Origin of the sequence: Paenibacillus sp. MY03 (assembly GCF_002165585.1) — a bacterium.
Classification (GTDB): Bacteria; Bacillota; Bacilli; order Paenibacillales; family Paenibacillaceae; genus Pristimantibacillus; species Pristimantibacillus agaridevorans.
The window spans coordinates 1-17,993 of sequence record NZ_MXQD01000034.1; the positions used below are offsets into that span (position 1 = coordinate 1).

14 protein-coding genes are annotated in these 17,993 nt (G+C 52.2%); 4 read left to right on the top strand and 10 right to left on the bottom strand.

Annotated elements, in window-relative coordinates; genetic code table 11:
- Window positions 1-1,072: 1,072 nt before the first annotated feature.
- Entirely contained in the window at window positions 1,073-3,586 is a 2,514-nt protein-coding gene (locus tag B1748_RS23335; protein WP_087570478.1) for a pullulanase X25 domain-containing protein, read from the bottom strand.
- 361 nt (window positions 3,587-3,947) lie between these two features.
- Here B1748_RS23335 and B1748_RS23340 point away from each other — a divergent pair, with 361 nt between their 5' ends.
- Both B1748_RS23340 and B1748_RS23345 read left to right on the top strand, forming a co-directional pair.
- Window positions 3,948-4,754, top strand: a complete 807-nt coding sequence (locus tag B1748_RS23340; protein WP_087570361.1) for an alpha/beta fold hydrolase — start codon at window positions 3,948-3,950, stop codon at window positions 4,752-4,754.
- A 22-nt stretch (window positions 4,755-4,776) separates the two neighbouring features.
- Window positions 4,777-5,751 (top strand): sensor domain-containing diguanylate cyclase, encoded by a 975-nt coding sequence (locus B1748_RS23345; protein ID WP_087570362.1) that lies wholly within the window; start codon window positions 4,777-4,779, stop codon window positions 5,749-5,751.
- Window positions 5,752-6,194: 443 nt separating this feature from the next.
- Here the strand turns inward: B1748_RS23345 and B1748_RS23350 are convergent, their stop codons facing one another.
- The 8 genes from B1748_RS23350 to B1748_RS23385 form a co-directional block, all read right to left on the bottom strand.
- Window positions 6,195-6,581, bottom strand: a complete 387-nt coding sequence (locus B1748_RS23350) for a hypothetical protein (protein WP_256975886.1) — start codon at window positions 6,579-6,581, stop codon at window positions 6,195-6,197.
- Window positions 6,582-6,640: 59 nt separating this feature from the next.
- Window positions 6,641-7,489 carry a stalk domain-containing protein gene (locus tag B1748_RS23355; RefSeq protein WP_087570363.1) on the bottom strand — a complete coding sequence of 283 codons (849 nt, stop codon included), beginning with the start codon at window positions 7,487-7,489 and terminating at the stop codon, window positions 6,641-6,643.
- Between the two features lie 486 nt (window positions 7,490-7,975).
- Window positions 7,976-9,361: a DUF2252 domain-containing protein gene (locus B1748_RS23360; RefSeq protein WP_087570364.1), complete on the bottom strand. Its 1,386-nt coding sequence runs from the start codon at window positions 9,359-9,361 to the stop codon at window positions 7,976-7,978.
- Window positions 9,362-9,523: 162 nt separating this feature from the next.
- Complete coding sequence (locus B1748_RS23365) at window positions 9,524-10,291, bottom strand: SDR family NAD(P)-dependent oxidoreductase (RefSeq protein WP_087570365.1); 768 nt, start codon at window positions 10,289-10,291, stop codon at window positions 9,524-9,526.
- 21 nt (window positions 10,292-10,312) lie between these two features.
- Window positions 10,313-11,155: a fumarylacetoacetate hydrolase family protein gene (locus B1748_RS23370; protein ID WP_087570366.1), complete on the bottom strand. Its 843-nt coding sequence runs from the start codon at window positions 11,153-11,155 to the stop codon at window positions 10,313-10,315.
- Between the two features lie 49 nt (window positions 11,156-11,204).
- A complete protein-coding gene (locus B1748_RS23375) occupies window positions 11,205-12,200 on the bottom strand; it encodes a zinc-dependent alcohol dehydrogenase (RefSeq protein WP_256975887.1) in 996 nt (331 codons plus the stop codon).
- Window positions 12,201-12,216: 16 nt separating this feature from the next.
- Window positions 12,217-13,365 (bottom strand): mandelate racemase/muconate lactonizing enzyme family protein, encoded by a 1,149-nt coding sequence (locus B1748_RS23380; RefSeq protein WP_179215766.1) that lies wholly within the window; start codon window positions 13,363-13,365, stop codon window positions 12,217-12,219.
- Window positions 13,366-13,446: 81 nt separating this feature from the next.
- Complete coding sequence (locus B1748_RS23385; RefSeq protein WP_179215767.1) at window positions 13,447-14,079, bottom strand: GntR family transcriptional regulator; 633 nt, start codon at window positions 14,077-14,079, stop codon at window positions 13,447-13,449.
- A gap of 79 nt (window positions 14,080-14,158) precedes the next feature.
- Here B1748_RS23385 and B1748_RS23390 point away from each other — a divergent pair, with 79 nt between their 5' ends.
- Window positions 14,159-14,797 (top strand): GntR family transcriptional regulator, encoded by a 639-nt coding sequence (locus B1748_RS23390; protein ID WP_179215769.1) that lies wholly within the window; start codon window positions 14,159-14,161, stop codon window positions 14,795-14,797.
- 507 nt (window positions 14,798-15,304) lie between these two features.
- Here B1748_RS23390 and B1748_RS23395 read toward each other — a convergent pair.
- Window positions 15,305-16,552, bottom strand: a complete 1,248-nt coding sequence (locus B1748_RS23395) for an MFS transporter (protein ID WP_087570369.1) — start codon at window positions 16,550-16,552, stop codon at window positions 15,305-15,307.
- 202 nt (window positions 16,553-16,754) lie between these two features.
- On the opposite strand from B1748_RS23395, the gene B1748_RS23400 reads away from it, so the two are divergent.
- Entirely contained in the window at window positions 16,755-17,867 is a 1,113-nt protein-coding gene (locus B1748_RS23400; protein ID WP_087570370.1) for a metallophosphoesterase, read from the top strand.
- Window positions 17,868-17,993: the final 126 nt, after the last annotated feature.

Sequence of the window (17,993 nt, forward strand, 5' to 3'; positions counted from 1 at the left end):
GTTCTTATCTACAGTGAATAGACAGCCTCACACGCGACCTTATTTGCACCATCCGAGCAACTTTCAGCTATATTTTGGCCATATTGCGTCGCTACTGTCCGTTAGAATTTGATCCTTGCGTAAAACGGGCTAATAGTGTCGCATATGTCCTTTAGATTCTGGGCCGGTCCTTTCCGGCCCATCGGCGTTTTTAACGTCTACAGCTGCTCGTTCGCCTACTTTTTGGAGCCATAAGCGTTACGAACGACTATGGCTGCTAATCAGAGTTACTTTACGGTCCATCGGCGTTTTTAACGCCTACAGCTGCTCGTTCGCCCACTTTTTGGCCCCATAGGCGTTATTTTCGCCTATGGACGCTAATCAGAGTTACTTTCCGGCCCATCGGCGTTTTTAACGCCTACAGCTGCTCGTTCGCCCACTTTTTGGCCCCATAGGCGTTATTTTCGCCTATGGACGCTAATCAGAGTTACTTTCCGGCCCATCGGCGTTTTTAACGCCTACAGCTGCTCGTTCGCCCACTTTTTGGCCCCATAGGCGTTATTTTCGCCTATGGACGCTAATCAGAGTTACTTTCCGGCCCATCGGCGTTTTTAACGCCTACAGCTGCTCGTTCGCCCACTTTTTGGCCCCATAGGCGTTATTTTCGCCTATGGACGCTAATCAGAGTTACTTTCCGGCCCATCGGCGTTTTTAACGCCTACAGCTGCTCGTTCGCCTACTTTTTGGAGCCATAGGCGTTATTAACGCCTACGGCTGCTAATCAGAGTTACTTTACGATCCATCGGCGTTTTTAACGCCTACAGCTGCTCGTTCGCCTACTTTTTGGGGCCCTAGGCGTTATTAACGCCTATGGCTGCTAATCAGAGTTACTTTACGATCCATCGGCGTTTTTAACGTCTACAGCTGCTCGTTTGCCCACAGTCTGGTATGTCGCATAATTTCCTATACAACAACAAAAAAACGCAAGCCAAGCGAACTCTGCCGCAAGCTTGCGTTTTACTCTACGTTTTACTCTAGGTTTTTCTCTGCGCTTTATTTGCGTTTTACCGATGTCCATGAACTCGTTGCACAACTATTCGTCGCGCTGTTCATACGCGCATTCATTCGCAAACGGCTCCCGCTCCCTCATCCGTATAACAACGGCGGTCAGCGGCTCCAGCACGATCGCCTCTCGCGACAACCCGAAGCCCGCCTGCGCCGCGACTTCGCTGGCGCCAGCCGTCTCGCCGTCCACGAGCACCTCGCCCTGCGTCAGGTCCGCCTGCAGTGACAACCTGATCGTCCTCTCGCGCTCATCTGCGTTCACAAAGACATAATAGGCACCTGTCCCGTCGGTTGATTGACAGTGATAGGCGATCACAAGGTCGAATTCTCCGATATCCGGCGAAAGAATCATCGTCATGTGGCGATTGACAGATTCCATATCGCCGAGACGGAACGCGTTCGTGCTTCGCCTCAGCTCAATCAGACCGGCTGTATAAGAACGGGTCAGAGCGTTTTCCGGATATATCGTTCCGTCATCCGTCGCTTTGCTCCAATCAAACTTGTTGATGGCATCCGAGGAATCGTAGGAGTTATGCACGAAGTATCCGATGATCTCGCCATGAACGTTAAAGTGCGGATGGGCGTGGGCGGCCGGCGCCGCGCTTCCTCCCCATTGCTTCGTCCTGCCGAACTCTTGACCGGCTTGCATAAAGATTGTCCCCTGCGATGTAAAGAGGAGCACATGTCCTAGCCGAAGCCTGCGATGGATGCGCCTTGCGTCCGCAGGAATACGCGGATCCGCCCGAAGCGTCACGGCAATGACGTCGTGCAGCGTCAGGTTATCATGCGCCTCCAGGTATTGCACCATATCTCCAGGAGAATCTGCCGGCGTATTGTACGGTTGCGCCTTCAAATTGCGGAACAACGTGTCGATATGGCGCGCGCCTCCCATCAGGAATCGCGGCTCGCCTTCGCTGCCGAATCCGGACTTCAGCTCGTTTCGGAATTCGTCGGAGAAGACGCCAACGTCGTCCGTTTTGTTCATCCAATCCTGATCTGCGCCCATTCCCGCGAGGGATGGTTCCCCGATATGACCCGCGAAGGTCCGCCAGCCTTCGCCGATAAATAAGGGCTTCGGATGAATGGCGGCCGCCTCGTCGAATGCCCGCTGCACTGCCGGGTACGTCGCATCGCCCATCATGTCCCAGCGCATGCCGTCTATTTTGTACTCCTGGAACCAATACTTCACGGAATCCACCATCAGCTTCTCCGCCATCTTGTGATTGGTGGCCAGATTGCTCCCGAAGCCACCGAGCAGCTCGCCCGCTTCATTTCGGTAGAAATAATAACCCGGCACGATATCCTCCAGCAGCCATGCCTTCGCCATATGCGTGTATACGACATCCAGAATGACGCCCATGCCTGCACGATGGATCGCGGCGATCAGCTCCTTGAGCTCCTTTACACGCAGCTCAGGATCGCGCGGATTCTCGGAATACGCTCCATCCGGGCAAAAATAACCATGGGGATCATAACCCCAGTTGTACTGGTTATTTTCCGTGGATTCGTGTAGTTCGCGCTGCGACATTGCGGCTTCGTCGCCATAATACCAGGCCATAACGGGCAGTAGCTGCACATGCGTAACGCCAAGCTTACGGATATAATCCAGCTTGTCGATAAACGCCCGGTAAGTGCCCCACCTCGCATGCAAATCTCCCTCGATGGCAGGATCCGACGTAAAATCCCGGATATGCGTCTCGTATATGATGGCGTCTTCCCTGCGCTCGTAACCTTCGATCTCCGCGAATCCGAGTCCGCCTTCCGGCTCCGTCTCGCTCAAGTCGATGATAGCAGCCTTGCCGACGGCATCGCGATCGGCTCCGAGCGGCAGCCCCGCCGGACTGACCCGGAATTCCGCCATCGACTTGGCGTACGGGTCCAGCACCCTGCGCGTCGTCCTGCCGTGCGTAACCTCGTACTGATAGTAATATCCTCTCAGATCCGCGATGTCCAGCATCTCTGGCGTTGCCGTCACGGACCATACGCCTTGCTCGCCTCGCATCAGTTCGGCGGCGCCGACTTCCCGTTCCGCATCGTCTTTATCGTAAAAGCGGACCGCCACCGCTTCCGCCTTTGGCGCCCACAGTTTCAGCCTGGCTGCGCCTTTGTCGTACGTCGCGCCCAGATCGTCTCCGCCATAATAAAATTTTGCATCCAGTTCAGCCCAATCTGCGCCTGCAGCATCGGAGTCCGGTTTGCCTTCATACCACTCCGCCACTCTCTTGGATGCGGCATCGTCGTGAAAAATAAACGTGACCTCCTTGGGGGCGTCAAGCTTAAACTTGATATTGCCTCCTCCCAGCATCCCGTTGACGCCGTAGTTTTCGGTCCAGCCGCCATTAATGGCAACTTTGTATTCATAATAACCGGGATTCAGCGGTACTTTCAGGATATGCATTTCGCCCCCGATGTTGATCATTCGGAGCTCTTCGGCGTCAGTAGACCAGTCGCTGGCGATGCCGGCTTGCGTCCAAAAGTTGCCTGCGACATGCGCGACTCTCCCCGAGGATCCCGGCTTCCCGGTATGTAATGGATGATTCATGAGAATGGACAAGGCATCCACGCCCTTTTCTGGTAGTGTGCAATCTATCAACGCTCATAGGAGATTAATTGAGATTAATAGACTGTTGTCAGTAAGTATGGTCACGTTGCGGAGCGATTAAACGGATGCTGCTTATCCACCATCCAGCACGTCTTGTCCGCCTTATTGATATGATCGTCAATCAGACGGTGTTTGTTTAGCTTTGCCGAAAGGGCATGTCCGCTTTTTCTGCAGATGATTCCATATTCTTTTTCGACTAGATATGACAATCTTGTCCTTTGTCTGCTATTTTCCGCTATAATAGGAATGATAGCCTCTTACTTCCCGAACCTATCAACATTACCTGCAAGGGGGCAACGACATGTCCATTGACATTCTCCAACGAAATCATGTTAAAGTGCTCGGAAGCGGTGACCAAACGATCGTCTTCGCCCACGGCTTCGGATGCGACCAGGAGATGTGGAGACACATCGTGCCGGCCTTCGAGCAGAACTATCGTATCGTGTTGTTCGACTACGTCGGATCGGGAAAGTCGCAAATCGACCTTTACGATTCCACTAAATATAATGATCTGCATGGCTATGCGCAGGACGTGCTGGACGTGATGGAGGCGCTGGAGCTTAAGGATACCGTCTTCGTGGGACACTCCGTAAGCGGAATGATCGGCATGCTGGCATCCATCCGCAACCCCGAATATTTCTCGCGGATGATCATGATCGGCTCGTCCCCGAGATACATGAACGATCAGCCGGACTACTTCGGAGGTTTCAATAAAAGCGATATTGACGAGCTTCTCGAGATGATGCAACTTAACTTCATCGGATGGGCCAGTTACCTGGCGCCGATCGTCATGCAGAATTCCGACAGGAAGGAACTAGCCGAGGAGCTCGAACGAACCTTCTGTTCCCGGGATCCGCATATCGCCCGGCAATTCGCCGAAGTGACCTTTTATTCCGATTGCCGTTCCAGTCTGGAGAAGGCCTCTGTTCCCTCCCTCATCCTGCAATGCTCGGACGACAGCATCTCTCCTGTAGAGGTCGGCGATTACTTGCATGCGCATCTTAAGAATAGCAAGCTTCGTCAGATGACGGCGAAGGGGCATTATCCCCAGTTAAGTCATCCGGACGAGATGGCGCAGTGTATGAAAGACTATTTGGCTGGCGTGTAAACGCTGAGAAAGGCATGACGAAATGGACTCAAGATTAGACAACGCTCCGTGCGGATACTTCTCGATTACCGATGCCGGCATTATTCGAGAGGTCAATCAGACCTTGTTAAACATGTTGCAGCACGACAACTCCGAGTTGGCCGGCCTTCATGTCGAGTCGGTCTTGTCCGTCACGAACAAACTTCTGTTCCACACGTACTTCTATCCGCACATCCAATTGTATGGCCAAGTAAACGAGATGTATATGTCGCTTCGCACGAATAGCGGTGGGGACGTGCCCGTCCTGCTGAACGGCATTCGAAGGACGCGGGACGGCGAGAGCCGCATCGATATCGCCGTGGTAGAGATGCGCAAGCGGATCGAACATGAGAAGGATGTTCTGCAGACCAAGGTCAAACTCCAGGAGCTGTACCAAGCGACGAACGAGGCAAATAAGCGGCTCGAGCTTCTTAACGAGGAATACGAACGGAAGCAGCAGGAGCTCATGCTGATTAATAGCAGGCTCGAGGCCATGGCAACCACCGATCCGTTAACGGGGCTTCGCAATCGGCGGTACTTCCAGGATCACTTAACGACTCTTCTCGCGAAGCACCAAGACAGCGGACAGCCCCTGTCCATGCTCATCATCGATATCGACCACTTCAAGCACATTAACGACACGTACGGCCATCCCATCGGCGATATCGTGTTGGCCAAGCTCGCCGAGCTTCTCCAATCGATGTCCCGGGAGACGGATATCATTGCGCGGTTCGGCGGCGAAGAGTTCGTGGCGATTCTCCCCGAGACCGGCAAGGAACAAGCGGTGGATATCGCGGAGGCGTTATGCCGGGCGACCGCCGCCACTCCGATGGACGATTACCGGATCACGATCAGTTTGGGCGTTGCTACGGCTGAAGTCGGGGAAACGAATGGAACGCTTGTCAAGAAAGCCGATACGGCGCTGTATGCGTCCAAGAGCGGCGGCCGGAACCGCGTGACGCATGCGGGGGATCTTTGAAATAGAGGAACATCGGCTCGGGGACCGTCGACGGCGGGAGTTGCTGACACCGACGTAGATCGTTGCAGTAGTCCAGGCGGCTTATGATAAATAAGAAGGACAAGGTCGAGTAGTTGGATGTAGAGTTGGATGTGGAGTTGGATGTGGAGTTGGATGTGGAGTTGGATGCGAAGTTGGATGAGTAGTTAGATGACAGAGAGAAGGACAGTGAAACAAAGGGAAAACCTCCCTTTATTTCACTGTCCTTTCGCCCATGCAGAGATATTATAGGGATTTCTCCCTCTATTTCACGAGTATCGGGAACTATCGGCAATTCGATAGCTTTTAGATGGCATATTTCCCTTTATATTCGCGGAATTATCTATAAACGCGAGATTAGAGGGTCTTTTTCCCATTGCCTTCGGCATGAAGGTTTAAAACCCACAACAGCTAACCTCGCAGCCCTATTCGAATTGATCCGTCATATCCGTCCAGTTGCTCCAGTCGGGCAGCTTCTGCTCCCCCCAATACTGCAGGAACATCCTGATGACCTCGTTGCTGTCCACGGTGGAATAACCGTAATGCTTGAAGGTACCGTCGTCGTTGACCAGACGTAGCTCGACCACAAAGCCGTTGCCCTCGCCCTCCGCCGTTGCCGCTTGCAGATAGCTGCTGCCTTCGACCGGCTCGCTGGGGTCGAGAACAATGAAGTCATCGGAGTCCAGCGCAAGGATAATATCCGTTATAAGCGAAGCATTAATCGCTTCATTCTCGAAATTTGCCCATTGCGAGGTAATTCGGTAGGTCAATGTACGGCCACCATCTTGTGGCGCGTTCGTAGTTTCACTCATCTTTGTTCCTCCTCGTGAAGTTGTTCCTTTTTACCTCAGGATCAGTCATAAGATTCTCCTTACACGATGGTATTGCTGATCTCTTTCTCATAACCGTTCTGCTTAGCGGTATCCATGATCTCGTATATGGATTTCCATGCTGCGTCGTTGAACAAATACCATTGATCCTCGGTTACATCATGAAGCAGCATAGGCGGGTATTCCGTTAGCAGCTCGGCCGGGAATGCGTTAACGATGGAATAAACATCGTAACGAAGCAAGCTTTTCCCTTTTTGATCCAAAAAGTCAAACTGAGCGCCTTTATAATAGGATCCCAATATATCCATCGTGTAGCGCCATGAATAATCCTTCGGCGCTTCGACCTTGTCTCCTTTGTTTTCCGCAAAAATTTGATAAATGGATTTATTATAAGAAGGACCCGTATAGTGAGAAATAACGCCCCCCATTGTCATGTGGTATTCGTGCTGCAGTGCTCGTACTTGTAAACCATCAATTAACAAGGGCGGGGTGTCGACAGTAACTATGTTGTTCGCGTAATTGACATTGCAGCCAAACGCTTGCGCGATGAAACGCAGCGGCACGAACACGCGATTATTTTTTTTGTAAGGCCGAACATCCAGCTGTACCTTGTCGTCATTCATCTGCGCCGTGCTGCTGTTAATCGATAATGTCACTTTCAGATCGCCTTTGGTAATGACAACCTCGGGATTCAACCATTCGACGTTTGCGCCCAGATTCTCGCTAATAACTCGTACAGGCACCATCATCCGTTGATTCTTGATTTCGGGCTTAACATCGGATGCAACAGTCACTCCGTCAATGATAATTGGTTTATCAGCCGCATACACAGTCGACGCCGTCATACTTAACAATACGGCAATCACAATGGCTATTACGGTTTTCTTCATGACCTGACAGCTCCTCCTCCGCATATTGATCCAACCATCTGCCTTTACTCCCAATACTAAGACGTTTTTGTATAAAATTAGTTGCACTTCTCCTTGGCCGAACAAATATTTAAGGCTCGCCATTTCCCGTAGAGAAACTTGTTGCCGGGGTTGCACATGGCATGGCCCGAACATCGGCCTCACTGCACATTTGTACATTTCTACCCCATTTCTTAAACAAATGGGGCCTCTGCAAAGCGAATTGTACGAAAATACACAAATTCTCGCGTCCCATCGTCGTTCGAACAAATGTGCGAATGGATTGCCCTTACCTCATCTTAATTGTGTATTTTCGCTCAATTGTGGTACCGTGACGGTAACGACCATCCGTCGTAAAATGCTGATGTCGGAACTTGGTGATGACCTCGATTAGATTCGGCAGTACACAGGCCAAAGGCCATATTAACCTGCCCTCCGGCAAGCTGTCATGACCTTATAATCGCCCTATTATTGGCTCATCCTGCGTCTCCTCCGCGCTGCCGAACGGCGGCGATTCGCTTCCCAGGACTCGCTCCATGCCTTAAACAGCTCGTAGTCCTCCACAACCTGCCGCGAATAGGCCAAAGCTCTCCGAGTCACATCATCGCAAAATGTTTCGGTATCCTTGCCGATGGCCCGGGCGATCTCGTCCTCGCTATGATAGCTCAAAATGCCGCTCTCCACGTCCGCATCCGCCCGTGCATGCATCTTGGCCGTAATTTGGCCCATGGTCTCCGCCGTCTTGACCCAATCCTTGTGCTCCCTCAGCTTGATCGGCTTCAACTTCTTCTTGTACGGCGACCTCTCCCTCGCGTAGAAGTGACGGCCGTTCAACGTCAAGTGGCCCAGGAAAGGATCCGCTTCGTGGTGCATCGCGCGTTGCGTCGTCGCGACCCGTTTGCCCTGATGGGCGAATTCATCCCAGAACGATTCGTCGTACGGCATAAAATAGACCGGCACCGGCGCGCGCACTTCCTTGATCTCGATAATGATGTCATCGAGTCCCTCGTTCTCTTCTCCGCCCTCCATCAGCACATAATACCGATCGAGCCCGATCGACGCCGTACCCGAGCCATGTTTGACCGCGATGTCCTTAATATGGTAAAACGATGCAGGAAGCCCGAGCTTGGCAGAAAGTTCGTTCATATATTCGTTCCAGCCGCCTACGATAAGTTCCCGCTCCTCATCCGTCGGCTTTTCGATCTCCTCCGACCACCGGAACATGCGCCGGCCTGCTTCCACCAGCGTTATTTTCTCGATAAAATTGCTGCTGGCCAACTGCTCCGTCTTCCTCAGCAGCTTGCGGACGGGTCCTTTGGTCGTCGCTTCATCGAAAACAAGATCCCCGGGATCATCCTTGCGGTCGGCGTACCTTCTTATCTGATCCGCATAAGCCGTCAGGTAGGCTCTCACCGTATCCGTCTGTTCTTGTTCGGACAGATCATTATCGGACATGACCAGGTACAGGCTGACGGACATACGGAGAATATCGTACAAATAGGAGCCCGTGCATCCCTCGTCGAAATCGTTAACGTCGAATACGATGCGTCCCTTCCCGCTGCGGAAGGCTCCGAAGTTCTCGAAGTGCAGATCGCCCTGTATCCACGTGGGGCGTTCCGGATCGGTATGATAGGGCAGCCATTCGCTGCCTACGTCGAAGTAAAACAAGTAAGCGCTGCCGCGGAAAAACAGATACGCGCTTCCCCTCATTTTGCTATACTTCAACATTCGCTTCTCGTCGCTCAGTCCCATAATTTCGCCGTCGAATTCCTCCAGCACCCGCGACAACGTCAACCCTCTCAACTTGCGCTTTGTATGCTTGACCACTTCCGTGATATTCTCTTCCAGCTTCATAAGTCCACCTCCGCGATTGCGATAATAATCATGTTTATGATTCCCATATTATAGCACGTCCCGAAGACAGCCTGTCATAATTGATCACTAAAAAAGATGCCCCCCGAATACATCCCTGCAGCAACAGGTTCGTATATCGAAGAAGCATCTTTATCCACTTTTCTATAACTGCGCGATCATCCCGCCGTCAGCTACCAATGTAGCCCCCGTCATAAAGGAATTGTCGGGGCTTGCCGCGAACATGACGACCGAAGCGATTTCTTCGGGCTGACCTACCCGACCGATCGGCTGAGATTCATTCCACTGGCGCATGATATCTTCTCTGGGGGTGTCCAGATTTTTTACGCTGCTTTCCAGCATCGGCGTCTGAACCGCACCCGGCAGCACCGTGTTGGCGCGAATATTTTGTTTGGCGTAATCCAGAGCGATGGCCCTGGTCATCCCCGCGATCCCGGCCTTTGACGCAGCATATGCGGAATAACCGTCAAGCGTGGCAAGCGCATGCACGGAACTGACGTTGACGATCGCGCCTCCCCCTTGCGCCAGCATAGCCGGAATGACGCCTCTGCAAAAAAGGAAAACGGATGTCAGGTTATTCGTGATGACGCCATTCCACTCGTCGAGGCTCATATCCGTTAGCCTGACTTGAGGACATACCGCCGCGTTATTGATCATCACGTCGATTCTGCCGAATATGCGAAGCGTGTCCGCGATGACCCGGGCAACGTCGCTTTCCGACGACACGTCGGCCGCCATCGCCTCGGCGCTTCCGCCGCCATCCCCAATCTCCGCCGCAACGTCCTGTACTTTGCCAAGCGTGCGTCCGACGAGGACAACATGAGCGCCCTCGCGCCCGAATCTCAGCGCGATCGCCCGCCCGATGCCGCCTCCGCCTCCCGTCACGATTACGACTTTATTTTCCCATGTCATATGTGCACCTCACCTCTTGTCCTAACCATGTTCGGCAGCAAATGTGTTCCGCAGCGTGCCAATTCCTTCGACCGTCGCTTCCACGACATCGCCGGCCTTTAGCCACACTTGCGGATTTTTACCCATACCCACGCCAGGCGGCGTCCCCGTGCTGATGATATCCCCAGGCTGCAGCGTGATTGTCCGCGATAGGAACGAAATCAAGTAAGGGACGTCGAATATCAGTTCCTTCGTATTCGAATGCTGCATCGTCTCGCCGTTTAGCTTAAGGGAAATGCCGAGCTGCCCAGGATTTCCTATTTCGTCCCCGGTTACGATCCAGGGGCCAGTCGGCGCAAAACCGTCAATCGTCTTGCCGCGCGTCCATTGCGGTTCGTTTAACTGAATGTCCCTTGCGCTGACGTCGTTTACGATCGTATAACCGTATACGTATTCCATCGCGGACTCCAGCGATACTTTGCTGGCTGTCCGTCCGATAACAACCGCAAGCTCGACCTCATAGTCGCATTGCGACACTTCTTCGGGAATGACCACCTTATCGTCATGACCGGCAAGGCAATTGTTGTATTTCGGAAATAACACAGGCACCTTGGGCACCTGCATGTTCGATTCTATAACGTGATCGTGGTAGTTCAACCCGATACAAATAATTTTTTCGGGATGCGTTACCGGCGGAAGGAGCTTCACTTCGTCCAACTTGCAATGTTCGACCTCTGCCAGCAAGGACGGATTGCCAGAATCTTTAATGATATCCATAGCCGTCAAACCTTCGCGCAATACCGCGATTTCGGAACCATCCTTCAGCAGTCCGACTCTCAAGCGGCGTTCTTCATCCTGAAGCTTATAGAATTGCAACAATTTCATTATATTCGCTCCTTCTGCTTTAAGAGGTGGTTCATTTTGAACTAGCACTTTAAATATGCAAAAATATTTTAGCGGTTTTGCCCGGGCCCGCGATCAACTTCTCAAAGCAGGCCCCTCCCTCTTCGAGAGGCGCCGTCTCGGTCCATGCCGTCAAATTCACTCGGCCCTCGGAAATCCATTGCAGCGCAGTCTCGAAGTCCTCTCGCGAATAAGCGAATGCGCCTTTCGCTTCAATCTCGCCGCGGATCATATCGTTAACGGGCAGCGCGCTCTCCGCTTCGTGAAGCCCCGTAAACACGACTCTCCCGCCGGAACGCGCCGCCGAGACGCTTTGCTGCCGGGTAAAACTCGCGCCGACCGCGTCTATGACGGCATCGAAGCGTGCCGTCTCACCTATTTCCTCAAGCCGCGTCGCCGCCATGCCACCCAGCTCGCGCGCGATTTCGAGTCTCGCCTCGTTCAAGTCGAGGATGCCCGGATTCCTCACTCCATGCGCTTGCGCAGCTTGAAGCGCTAGCAACCCGATCGGACCGGCCCCATAGATCAATAACCGATCTGCCGGCGTCAGCCGCAGGAGCCGACATACGTGTACGGCGCAAGCAACCGGTTCCGTTAATGCGCCTTCCTCCATCGTTACATTGTCCGGCAGCCGATAGACATTTTCGGCCGGCACGGCAATGTACTCGGCAAACGCGCCTGGCCGATGGGCGCCCAGCAGCTGTCTGGCGCCGCATAACTGGGACTCTCCGTTCCGGCAATAACGGCAGCTGCCGCAAGTCACGAGCGGATTGGCCGTAACCCGCTCACCGGATGTAAAGCCATTCGCGCGTTCGCCCGTCTTCGCCACGATGCCCGCGAATTCGTGTCCCATTATAAGCGGCGGCTTGCGCAAAGAGTTGTGACCGAGATATCCGCTAAGCTCGGAGCCGCAGATGCCGACCCGCTCCACGCGGATCAGCACCTCGTCCGGTCCCGGCTCAGGAACGGCTACCGACCGTATGTTCATTTGTTTGGGTCCTTCATAGACAAGGGCTTGCATCTTCATATTCGTTAGCCTCCTCCTACTTGACGGGTTCCCGCTTCTCCCAATTCTGCTTAAACAACGGCAGCCAATGACCGGGGTGATACGGATATTTGGCCGCTTCCTCCAATTGAAGCTCTACGCCAAGGCCGGGACGTTCCGGCGGCTGCAAGTATCCGTTTTCGACCTTGAACGGAGGGGAGAAAATGTCTTGCGCCCACGAATGATTAAAGTCGTCGAATATTTCATGAAGGAAAAAATTCGGCGTAGCCATGTTCAAGTGCGCGCACACGATGGAGCACACGGGGCCTTGAGCGCTGTGCGGAGCGGTAACCCCGTTATGCGCATGTACCATGCCGCAAATTTGTTTGGATGCGCTGAGGCCAAGGAACTGCGGCTCCAGCTGAATTATATGAACCGCGTCATGTTTGAGCAGCTCCGCAAACTGTTCGCGGTTGTAATAATCCTCTCCGCATGCGATGGGAACCGGGCTTCTCCGCGCCACTTCCACCATGGAGGATATTCGATAAGGAGGAACGGGAGCCTCGAACCAGGTCGGCTCGTAAGGCGCCATTGCGTCCGCGAATTGCAGCGCCGTGTGCACGCTGAACCGATTATGCCCCTCGATCAGAATATCGACGTCCGGACCGACGGCATCGCGGACGGCGGCGATATTGCGGATCGCGCCCGCGAAATCGCTTCGATCCACCGTTCTCCAGGCTGCCCCGAACGGATCGAACTTCAGCGCCGTATACCCTTTGTCGACAACCTCCTTGGCCTGGTTAAAGAAGCTCTCCTCGTCCGCTCCTCCGCGGTACCAGCCGTTGGCGTAACAACGCAGCTTGTCATGTGCTTTTCCGCCTAGCAGCTTATACATCGGTACGCCGAGCGCCTTGCCCATAATATCCCAGCATGCCGTCTCGACCGCGGCAAGTGCAGACCCTTGCACCTGACCTCCGTCCGAATAAACATCCCGAATCATCTTGAGCGAGATGGTCTCCACATCGAACGGGTCCATCCCTATAACGAGATGTTTCAGCTCGTGAATGGCCGCTTCGACCGTTTTGGCGAAGCCGTTCAACGTTCCTTCGCCAAGTCCCGTTATTCCCTCGTCCGTATCCACTTGAACGAACAGCCAGTTCTTCCACGGGTTGCCGACAATATAAGTGCGTATATCCGTTATTCTCATGCCAATATCCTCCCACATGTAAGCGTTGAAACTAACTTAGCATGGCGATATGGGATCTACAAGATGTCTCACTTGTATACATCAGAGCATCACTTTTTCGACAAAATGAATATGCTGGCTGATCAGTCGAACGGTTAGCGCCGGGTCGTTGCCCTCCAGCGCTTGTCGAATTTGTTTGTGCTCCTCCAAACTGCCATCCATTCGGTTCCGGTCGCGGTAAAAGGTTGTCCGGACTGCTCGCAGAAATTTATCCTGAAGACGGGACATCGCCTCCGAATATTCCTCGTTGTCCAGGCCCGACACGATTAACTCGTGAAATTGCCGGTCGAGCTCCACGTATTCGACGATATCCCGGGTTTCTACCGCCTCGGCCTGCTTCGCCAGATTTTCGTCCAATCGCTCGAAATAAGGGCTGTCCATCTTGGCCGTCAATTGGCTCGCTGCAAACGTTTCGAGCGCCAGGCGCAATTGATAGACGTCCAAAATTTTTTTTAGCGACATTTCCTGCACGACAAACCCTTGGTTGGCCACAAGCTTGACCAATCCGATCATTTCCAATCGATCAAGAGCCGAGCGGATCGGCGTTTTGCTCATCTGAAGCCTTTCGCATAGCTGCTTCTCCGAAATAAACGTGCCTCCCTCCCACTCTCCGCTGACAATGCCATGCTTGATAAGCCCGAAAGCTTTATCTCTTAACGTCGTTCCTGTCGTCATTTCGCTCCGATCTTCCTTTCCGCAATTGCCTATTATATGATGATCATACTTGATACTCCAGGTCGAAAGGAAGATGAACATGGGCAAGCCCACCCTGCGCCAGCTGGCATACGACAATATTCACTCCTGGATCGTGAACGGAGAATTGCCAAGAGGTTCCGTGACTTCGGAGATCGAGCTCGGCAAAAGGCTCGATATGAGCCGCACCCCGATTCGTGCCGCGCTCCAACAGTTGGAGCTGGAGGGTTATGTTCGCATAGCCTCCAAGCACGGCATTCTCATTCTGGATTCTTCCTCCGAGCGGGTCGGCGACCTTCTAGAGATGATTGCGTCCATGATCTTGTTTGCCGGCATCCTTTCCTGGCATACGCGGCAAGAAGAGCTTCTCCTGTTTTCACGCAGCCAATCGGAACGCCTTGCCGTGCTCTTAAGGGAAAATGATGGTGATGCCAGGAACCGGCAAGCGTTTATCGATTTCGAATACGGGCTGCTTCGGGACTTGATTGCGATGTGCCACAACAAGGAGATGGACAAGTCCTACCAAACCGCGTCATCCCGGTTGTTATGGCATCTTAATGATCGCAGATGGACGGCTCCCCATAACGGAACGACATCGGAACAGTTGACTCGCTTCGTTCAGTCTCTCGCCTTGGGGATGGAAGCGTTCCGCGAAGCTTTATTCGCGTATCTGCAAACGTTGAAACGTACATGGTCGTAGCGCCAAAATCGGTTCTACCTTTTTCACTGGTCATTTCGACACGAAATTACGAGCATATCGCAGGATGTTTTCGGCTGCATTAAGCTATGCAAATCTTATACCTTCTGAGCGCTTTATATGGGGAAAAATGCTCCGACATGAAAGTTTTCATACCGGTTTTCATCCGATATACTTAAATAAACCGATTGAAAACACGATGAAAGGGTGATTTCGCTGAGTTATGTAGACTTGTTGGGACGTCGTAGCACGATATTGAAACACCGGATGGATGATTTGATCAAGAAGAACAACTCGCAAGGATTAAGCGCCCAGGAAAAGAACTTATACCAAACCATTGTTAAAGAATGGCATCAAGTCGAGAGCGAAATCAACTCCGCTCGCAAAGAATCATAGCTTTGGCTCACATGAAAAGGACGATACCCAGGCATCTATGATGCGAGGGTACCGTCCTTTATTCGTGCTGTATGTCGATTGTTTTGCCGTTTATAAATCCGAGATCCGATGTCGCTACCCTTGCGTTGCTTCCTTGACTGCCGGCTTGCCAGCCTCAATCAATCGTTTGTTCCCTACGAAGAAAAAGGTCAGAACCACGATTAACAATCCCGTTCCCGCAAGCAGCCATTCTATTTCGATCACATCCGCCAGCGGGCCGAAGATCATCATGCCGATTGGCATCATCGAAGTCGAGATCATGCCGAATACGCCAAAGATGCGGCCCATATAGTCCGGATCCACCTTCTCCTGCAGCAGCACCGTCGTCGGCGTATTCGCCATAGGCATTGCTACTCCGAACAGCCCCATGATGATTAAGTATACCCAAAAGACAGGCATAATTCCGAGCAATAACGTACACACTCCCATGACCAGGTTGGCGAAGGCCATTGTGTACACCTTGTTGCGGAAACCGCCCCAAGATGCGATAATCGCTCCACCAGCCATCATGCCGACGGAGAAAGCAATTTCAATAGCCGTTAACCGCCAATATTCCTCCCCGAAGCTTCGCGCAACTTGCAGCGGCGTCAAAAATGCAGCCGGTGCCATCAAGACGAAGAAAAAAGCGAAAAAGATAAAGAAGGGCTTAAGAAAGCTATGATTCTTAATGTAGGTTAACCCCAACTTAAAGTCATCCATATAACTAGTCGATTGTTTATCGGTCGCCTTCTTGTGTAGGGGAATCTTAAGAAAGAGAAGTAAAGTGAGGATCGCAAGGATTGCGGTTACGACATCGATAAAAAGAATCAACTCAATGGTTGCAAAGGTGAGCAATGACGCGCTGACAATGGGCGCAACGAACATCATAAGCGCCTGAAGCGTCCCGTTAATGCCGTTAACTCGGGTCAGCTTGTCTTCCGGTACAATCTGAGGCAATATGGCGCCTACTGCCGGCGTTTGGATACCCGCTCCCAGCGCTCGGACGGCAGCGATGACAAACAGCAGCCATGTCGCATTATATCCCATTAGAAAAGTGATGGCGAGAATAAGCGTAACCGCCGCAATCATCGCATCCGCAATTATAATTAGATATTTGCGGTTGAAACGATCCGCCCATACGCCTGCGAACGGCGACAACAGAAAAGTAGGAATGAACCCGCAAATAATAAAGAGCGTCATCATAAGTCCTGATTTGGTGGTCAGCGTGACATGCCACATAATCGCGTATTGAACCAAGGCGGAACCAAATAACGATATCGTTTGACTGCTTAAGAAAAGAATGATGTTTCTTTTCCAATTCTTTTTTTCTTCCTCGTGCGTCATCTTGTGCCCCTTTCTGGAGATACCCGAATGTATCATCAAGAATTTCTCCGTTTCTTATAGTAAGTCATTACCAAATTACATGCAACTAATTCCAATTCCCCGTCAATCTGTCCACTTCCGTTTGCATCATGACACCCATGGAGGCGCTGCTACGTATTGCTTGGAATTGGGATTAGAATAGTAATAGGTTAAGGAGGACAAAATGTTTATCGTCATTGGTCTCGTATTTATCGTCTTGTACGCCCTGATCGTATTCTACATAGGTTGGAGCGGCTGGAAGTGGATGAAGCCGGCGGTCTCTCGCAGGTTCCGGCTGTTCTATATCATCGCGATCGTTTTCCTGGCAAGCTCTCTCTTCCTCTCCAGAATTGTCGAGGGCTCCACCATACTAAGCGTAATCGGCAGCTATTGGCTGGCCATCTTTAGCTTATTGGTTATGCTCCTCCCTCTCGTGCATCTAATCGTCTGGCTCACCAAGCTGACGAGTTTGCCTCGCCGCTCCGTCCAGAAGTGGTCGGGTATCGTTACTTTGATCCTGCTCGTCGGCTTGCTGGGTTATGGAAGCTACAATGCGTTTAGCCCGACCGTGCGTTTTTATGACATCCATATCGACAAGCAAGGCCCGGCGAATGGCGAGCTTCAAATCGTAATGGCCTCCGATATGCATTTTAGTTATCTATCCGGCAGAAACCATGCAGAACGAATGGTAAAGGAAATTAACGCGCTAAATCCCGACATCGTCTTGCTGCCTGGCGATATTGTGGATGACGATATTATTCCTTACAAAGACAAAGGGATCGGCGACGTGTTATCGGAGATCGAAGCGCCTCTCGGCGTATTCGCCTCGCTTGGCAACCATGATCGGTTCAAGGGAGAGACCGAGGAGTTAATCGGACTTCTGGAGGAAAGCGGCATCGATGTGCTGTACGACGAGACGATCCAAGTGGATAGCTGGCTGACGCTGGTCGGACGGAAGGATTACAGCGATAAGGAAAGAGCCGGGCTGGCCTCATTAACAGACGGCATTGATCGCTCTGGGCCGATTTTTATGCTTGAGCATCAGCCGGTTGAATTCGACATCGCGGAGGAGCAGGGCATCGATCTCGTGGTCTCCGGACATACCCATTATGGACAAGTCGCGCCTGGCAATCTGATTACCGGCATGTTGTTCGAAAATGATTGGGGCCTTCTGCAGAAAGGGCAGCTGCATTCCATCGTCTCTTCCGGTTTTGGCTTCTGGGGCCCCCCTATCCGGATCGGATCGCAGGCGGAGGTTGTATCCATTCGTGTCCATTTCGCCAATTCGGGCAGTTAAAGCAGGGGCTCTGTCCAATAAGTCTCATAAGTAAAAAGTAGGGCGAAAAACACAATGAAGTGACCCCTGTCTAGTAGACAGTCTAAAAACATTTGCCAGGCGCCGGTCTATTTGGTGGATTGTGTA

Excerpts from the sequence above, each read along its gene's own strand:
- B1748_RS23395 (WP_087570369.1), bottom strand. The coding sequence starts at position 16,552 with ATGACGCACGAGGAAGAAAAAAAGAATTGGAAAAGAAACATCATTCTT.
- B1748_RS23350 (WP_256975886.1), bottom strand. The coding sequence starts at position 6,581 with ATGAGTGAAACTACGAACGCGCCACAAGATGGTGGCCGTACATTGACC.
- B1748_RS23335 (WP_087570478.1), bottom strand. The coding sequence starts at position 3,586 with ATGAATCATCCATTACATACCGGGAAGCCGGGATCCTCGGGGAGAGTC.
- B1748_RS23360 (WP_087570364.1), bottom strand. The coding sequence starts at position 9,361 with ATGAAGCTGGAAGAGAATATCACGGAAGTGGTCAAGCATACAAAGCGC.
- B1748_RS23380 (WP_179215766.1), bottom strand. The coding sequence starts at position 13,365 with ATGAGAATAACGGATATACGCACTTATATTGTCGGCAACCCGTGGAAG.
- B1748_RS23375 (WP_256975887.1), bottom strand. The coding sequence starts at position 12,200 with ATGAAGATGCAAGCCCTTGTCTATGAAGGACCCAAACAAATGAACATA.
- B1748_RS23340 (WP_087570361.1), top strand. The coding sequence starts at position 3,948 with ATGTCCATTGACATTCTCCAACGAAATCATGTTAAAGTGCTCGGAAGC.
- B1748_RS23390 (WP_179215769.1), top strand. The coding sequence starts at position 14,159 with ATGGGCAAGCCCACCCTGCGCCAGCTGGCATACGACAATATTCACTCC.
- B1748_RS23400 (WP_087570370.1), top strand. The coding sequence starts at position 16,755 with ATGTTTATCGTCATTGGTCTCGTATTTATCGTCTTGTACGCCCTGATC.
- B1748_RS23370 (WP_087570366.1), bottom strand. The coding sequence starts at position 11,155 with ATGAAATTGTTGCAATTCTATAAGCTTCAGGATGAAGAACGCCGCTTG.
- B1748_RS23365 (WP_087570365.1), bottom strand. The coding sequence starts at position 10,291 with ATGACATGGGAAAATAAAGTCGTAATCGTGACGGGAGGCGGAGGCGGC.
- B1748_RS23345 (WP_087570362.1), top strand. The coding sequence starts at position 4,777 with ATGGACTCAAGATTAGACAACGCTCCGTGCGGATACTTCTCGATTACC.
- B1748_RS23355 (WP_087570363.1), bottom strand. The coding sequence starts at position 7,489 with ATGAAGAAAACCGTAATAGCCATTGTGATTGCCGTATTGTTAAGTATG.
- B1748_RS23385 (WP_179215767.1), bottom strand. The coding sequence starts at position 14,079 with ATGACGACAGGAACGACGTTAAGAGATAAAGCTTTCGGGCTTATCAAG.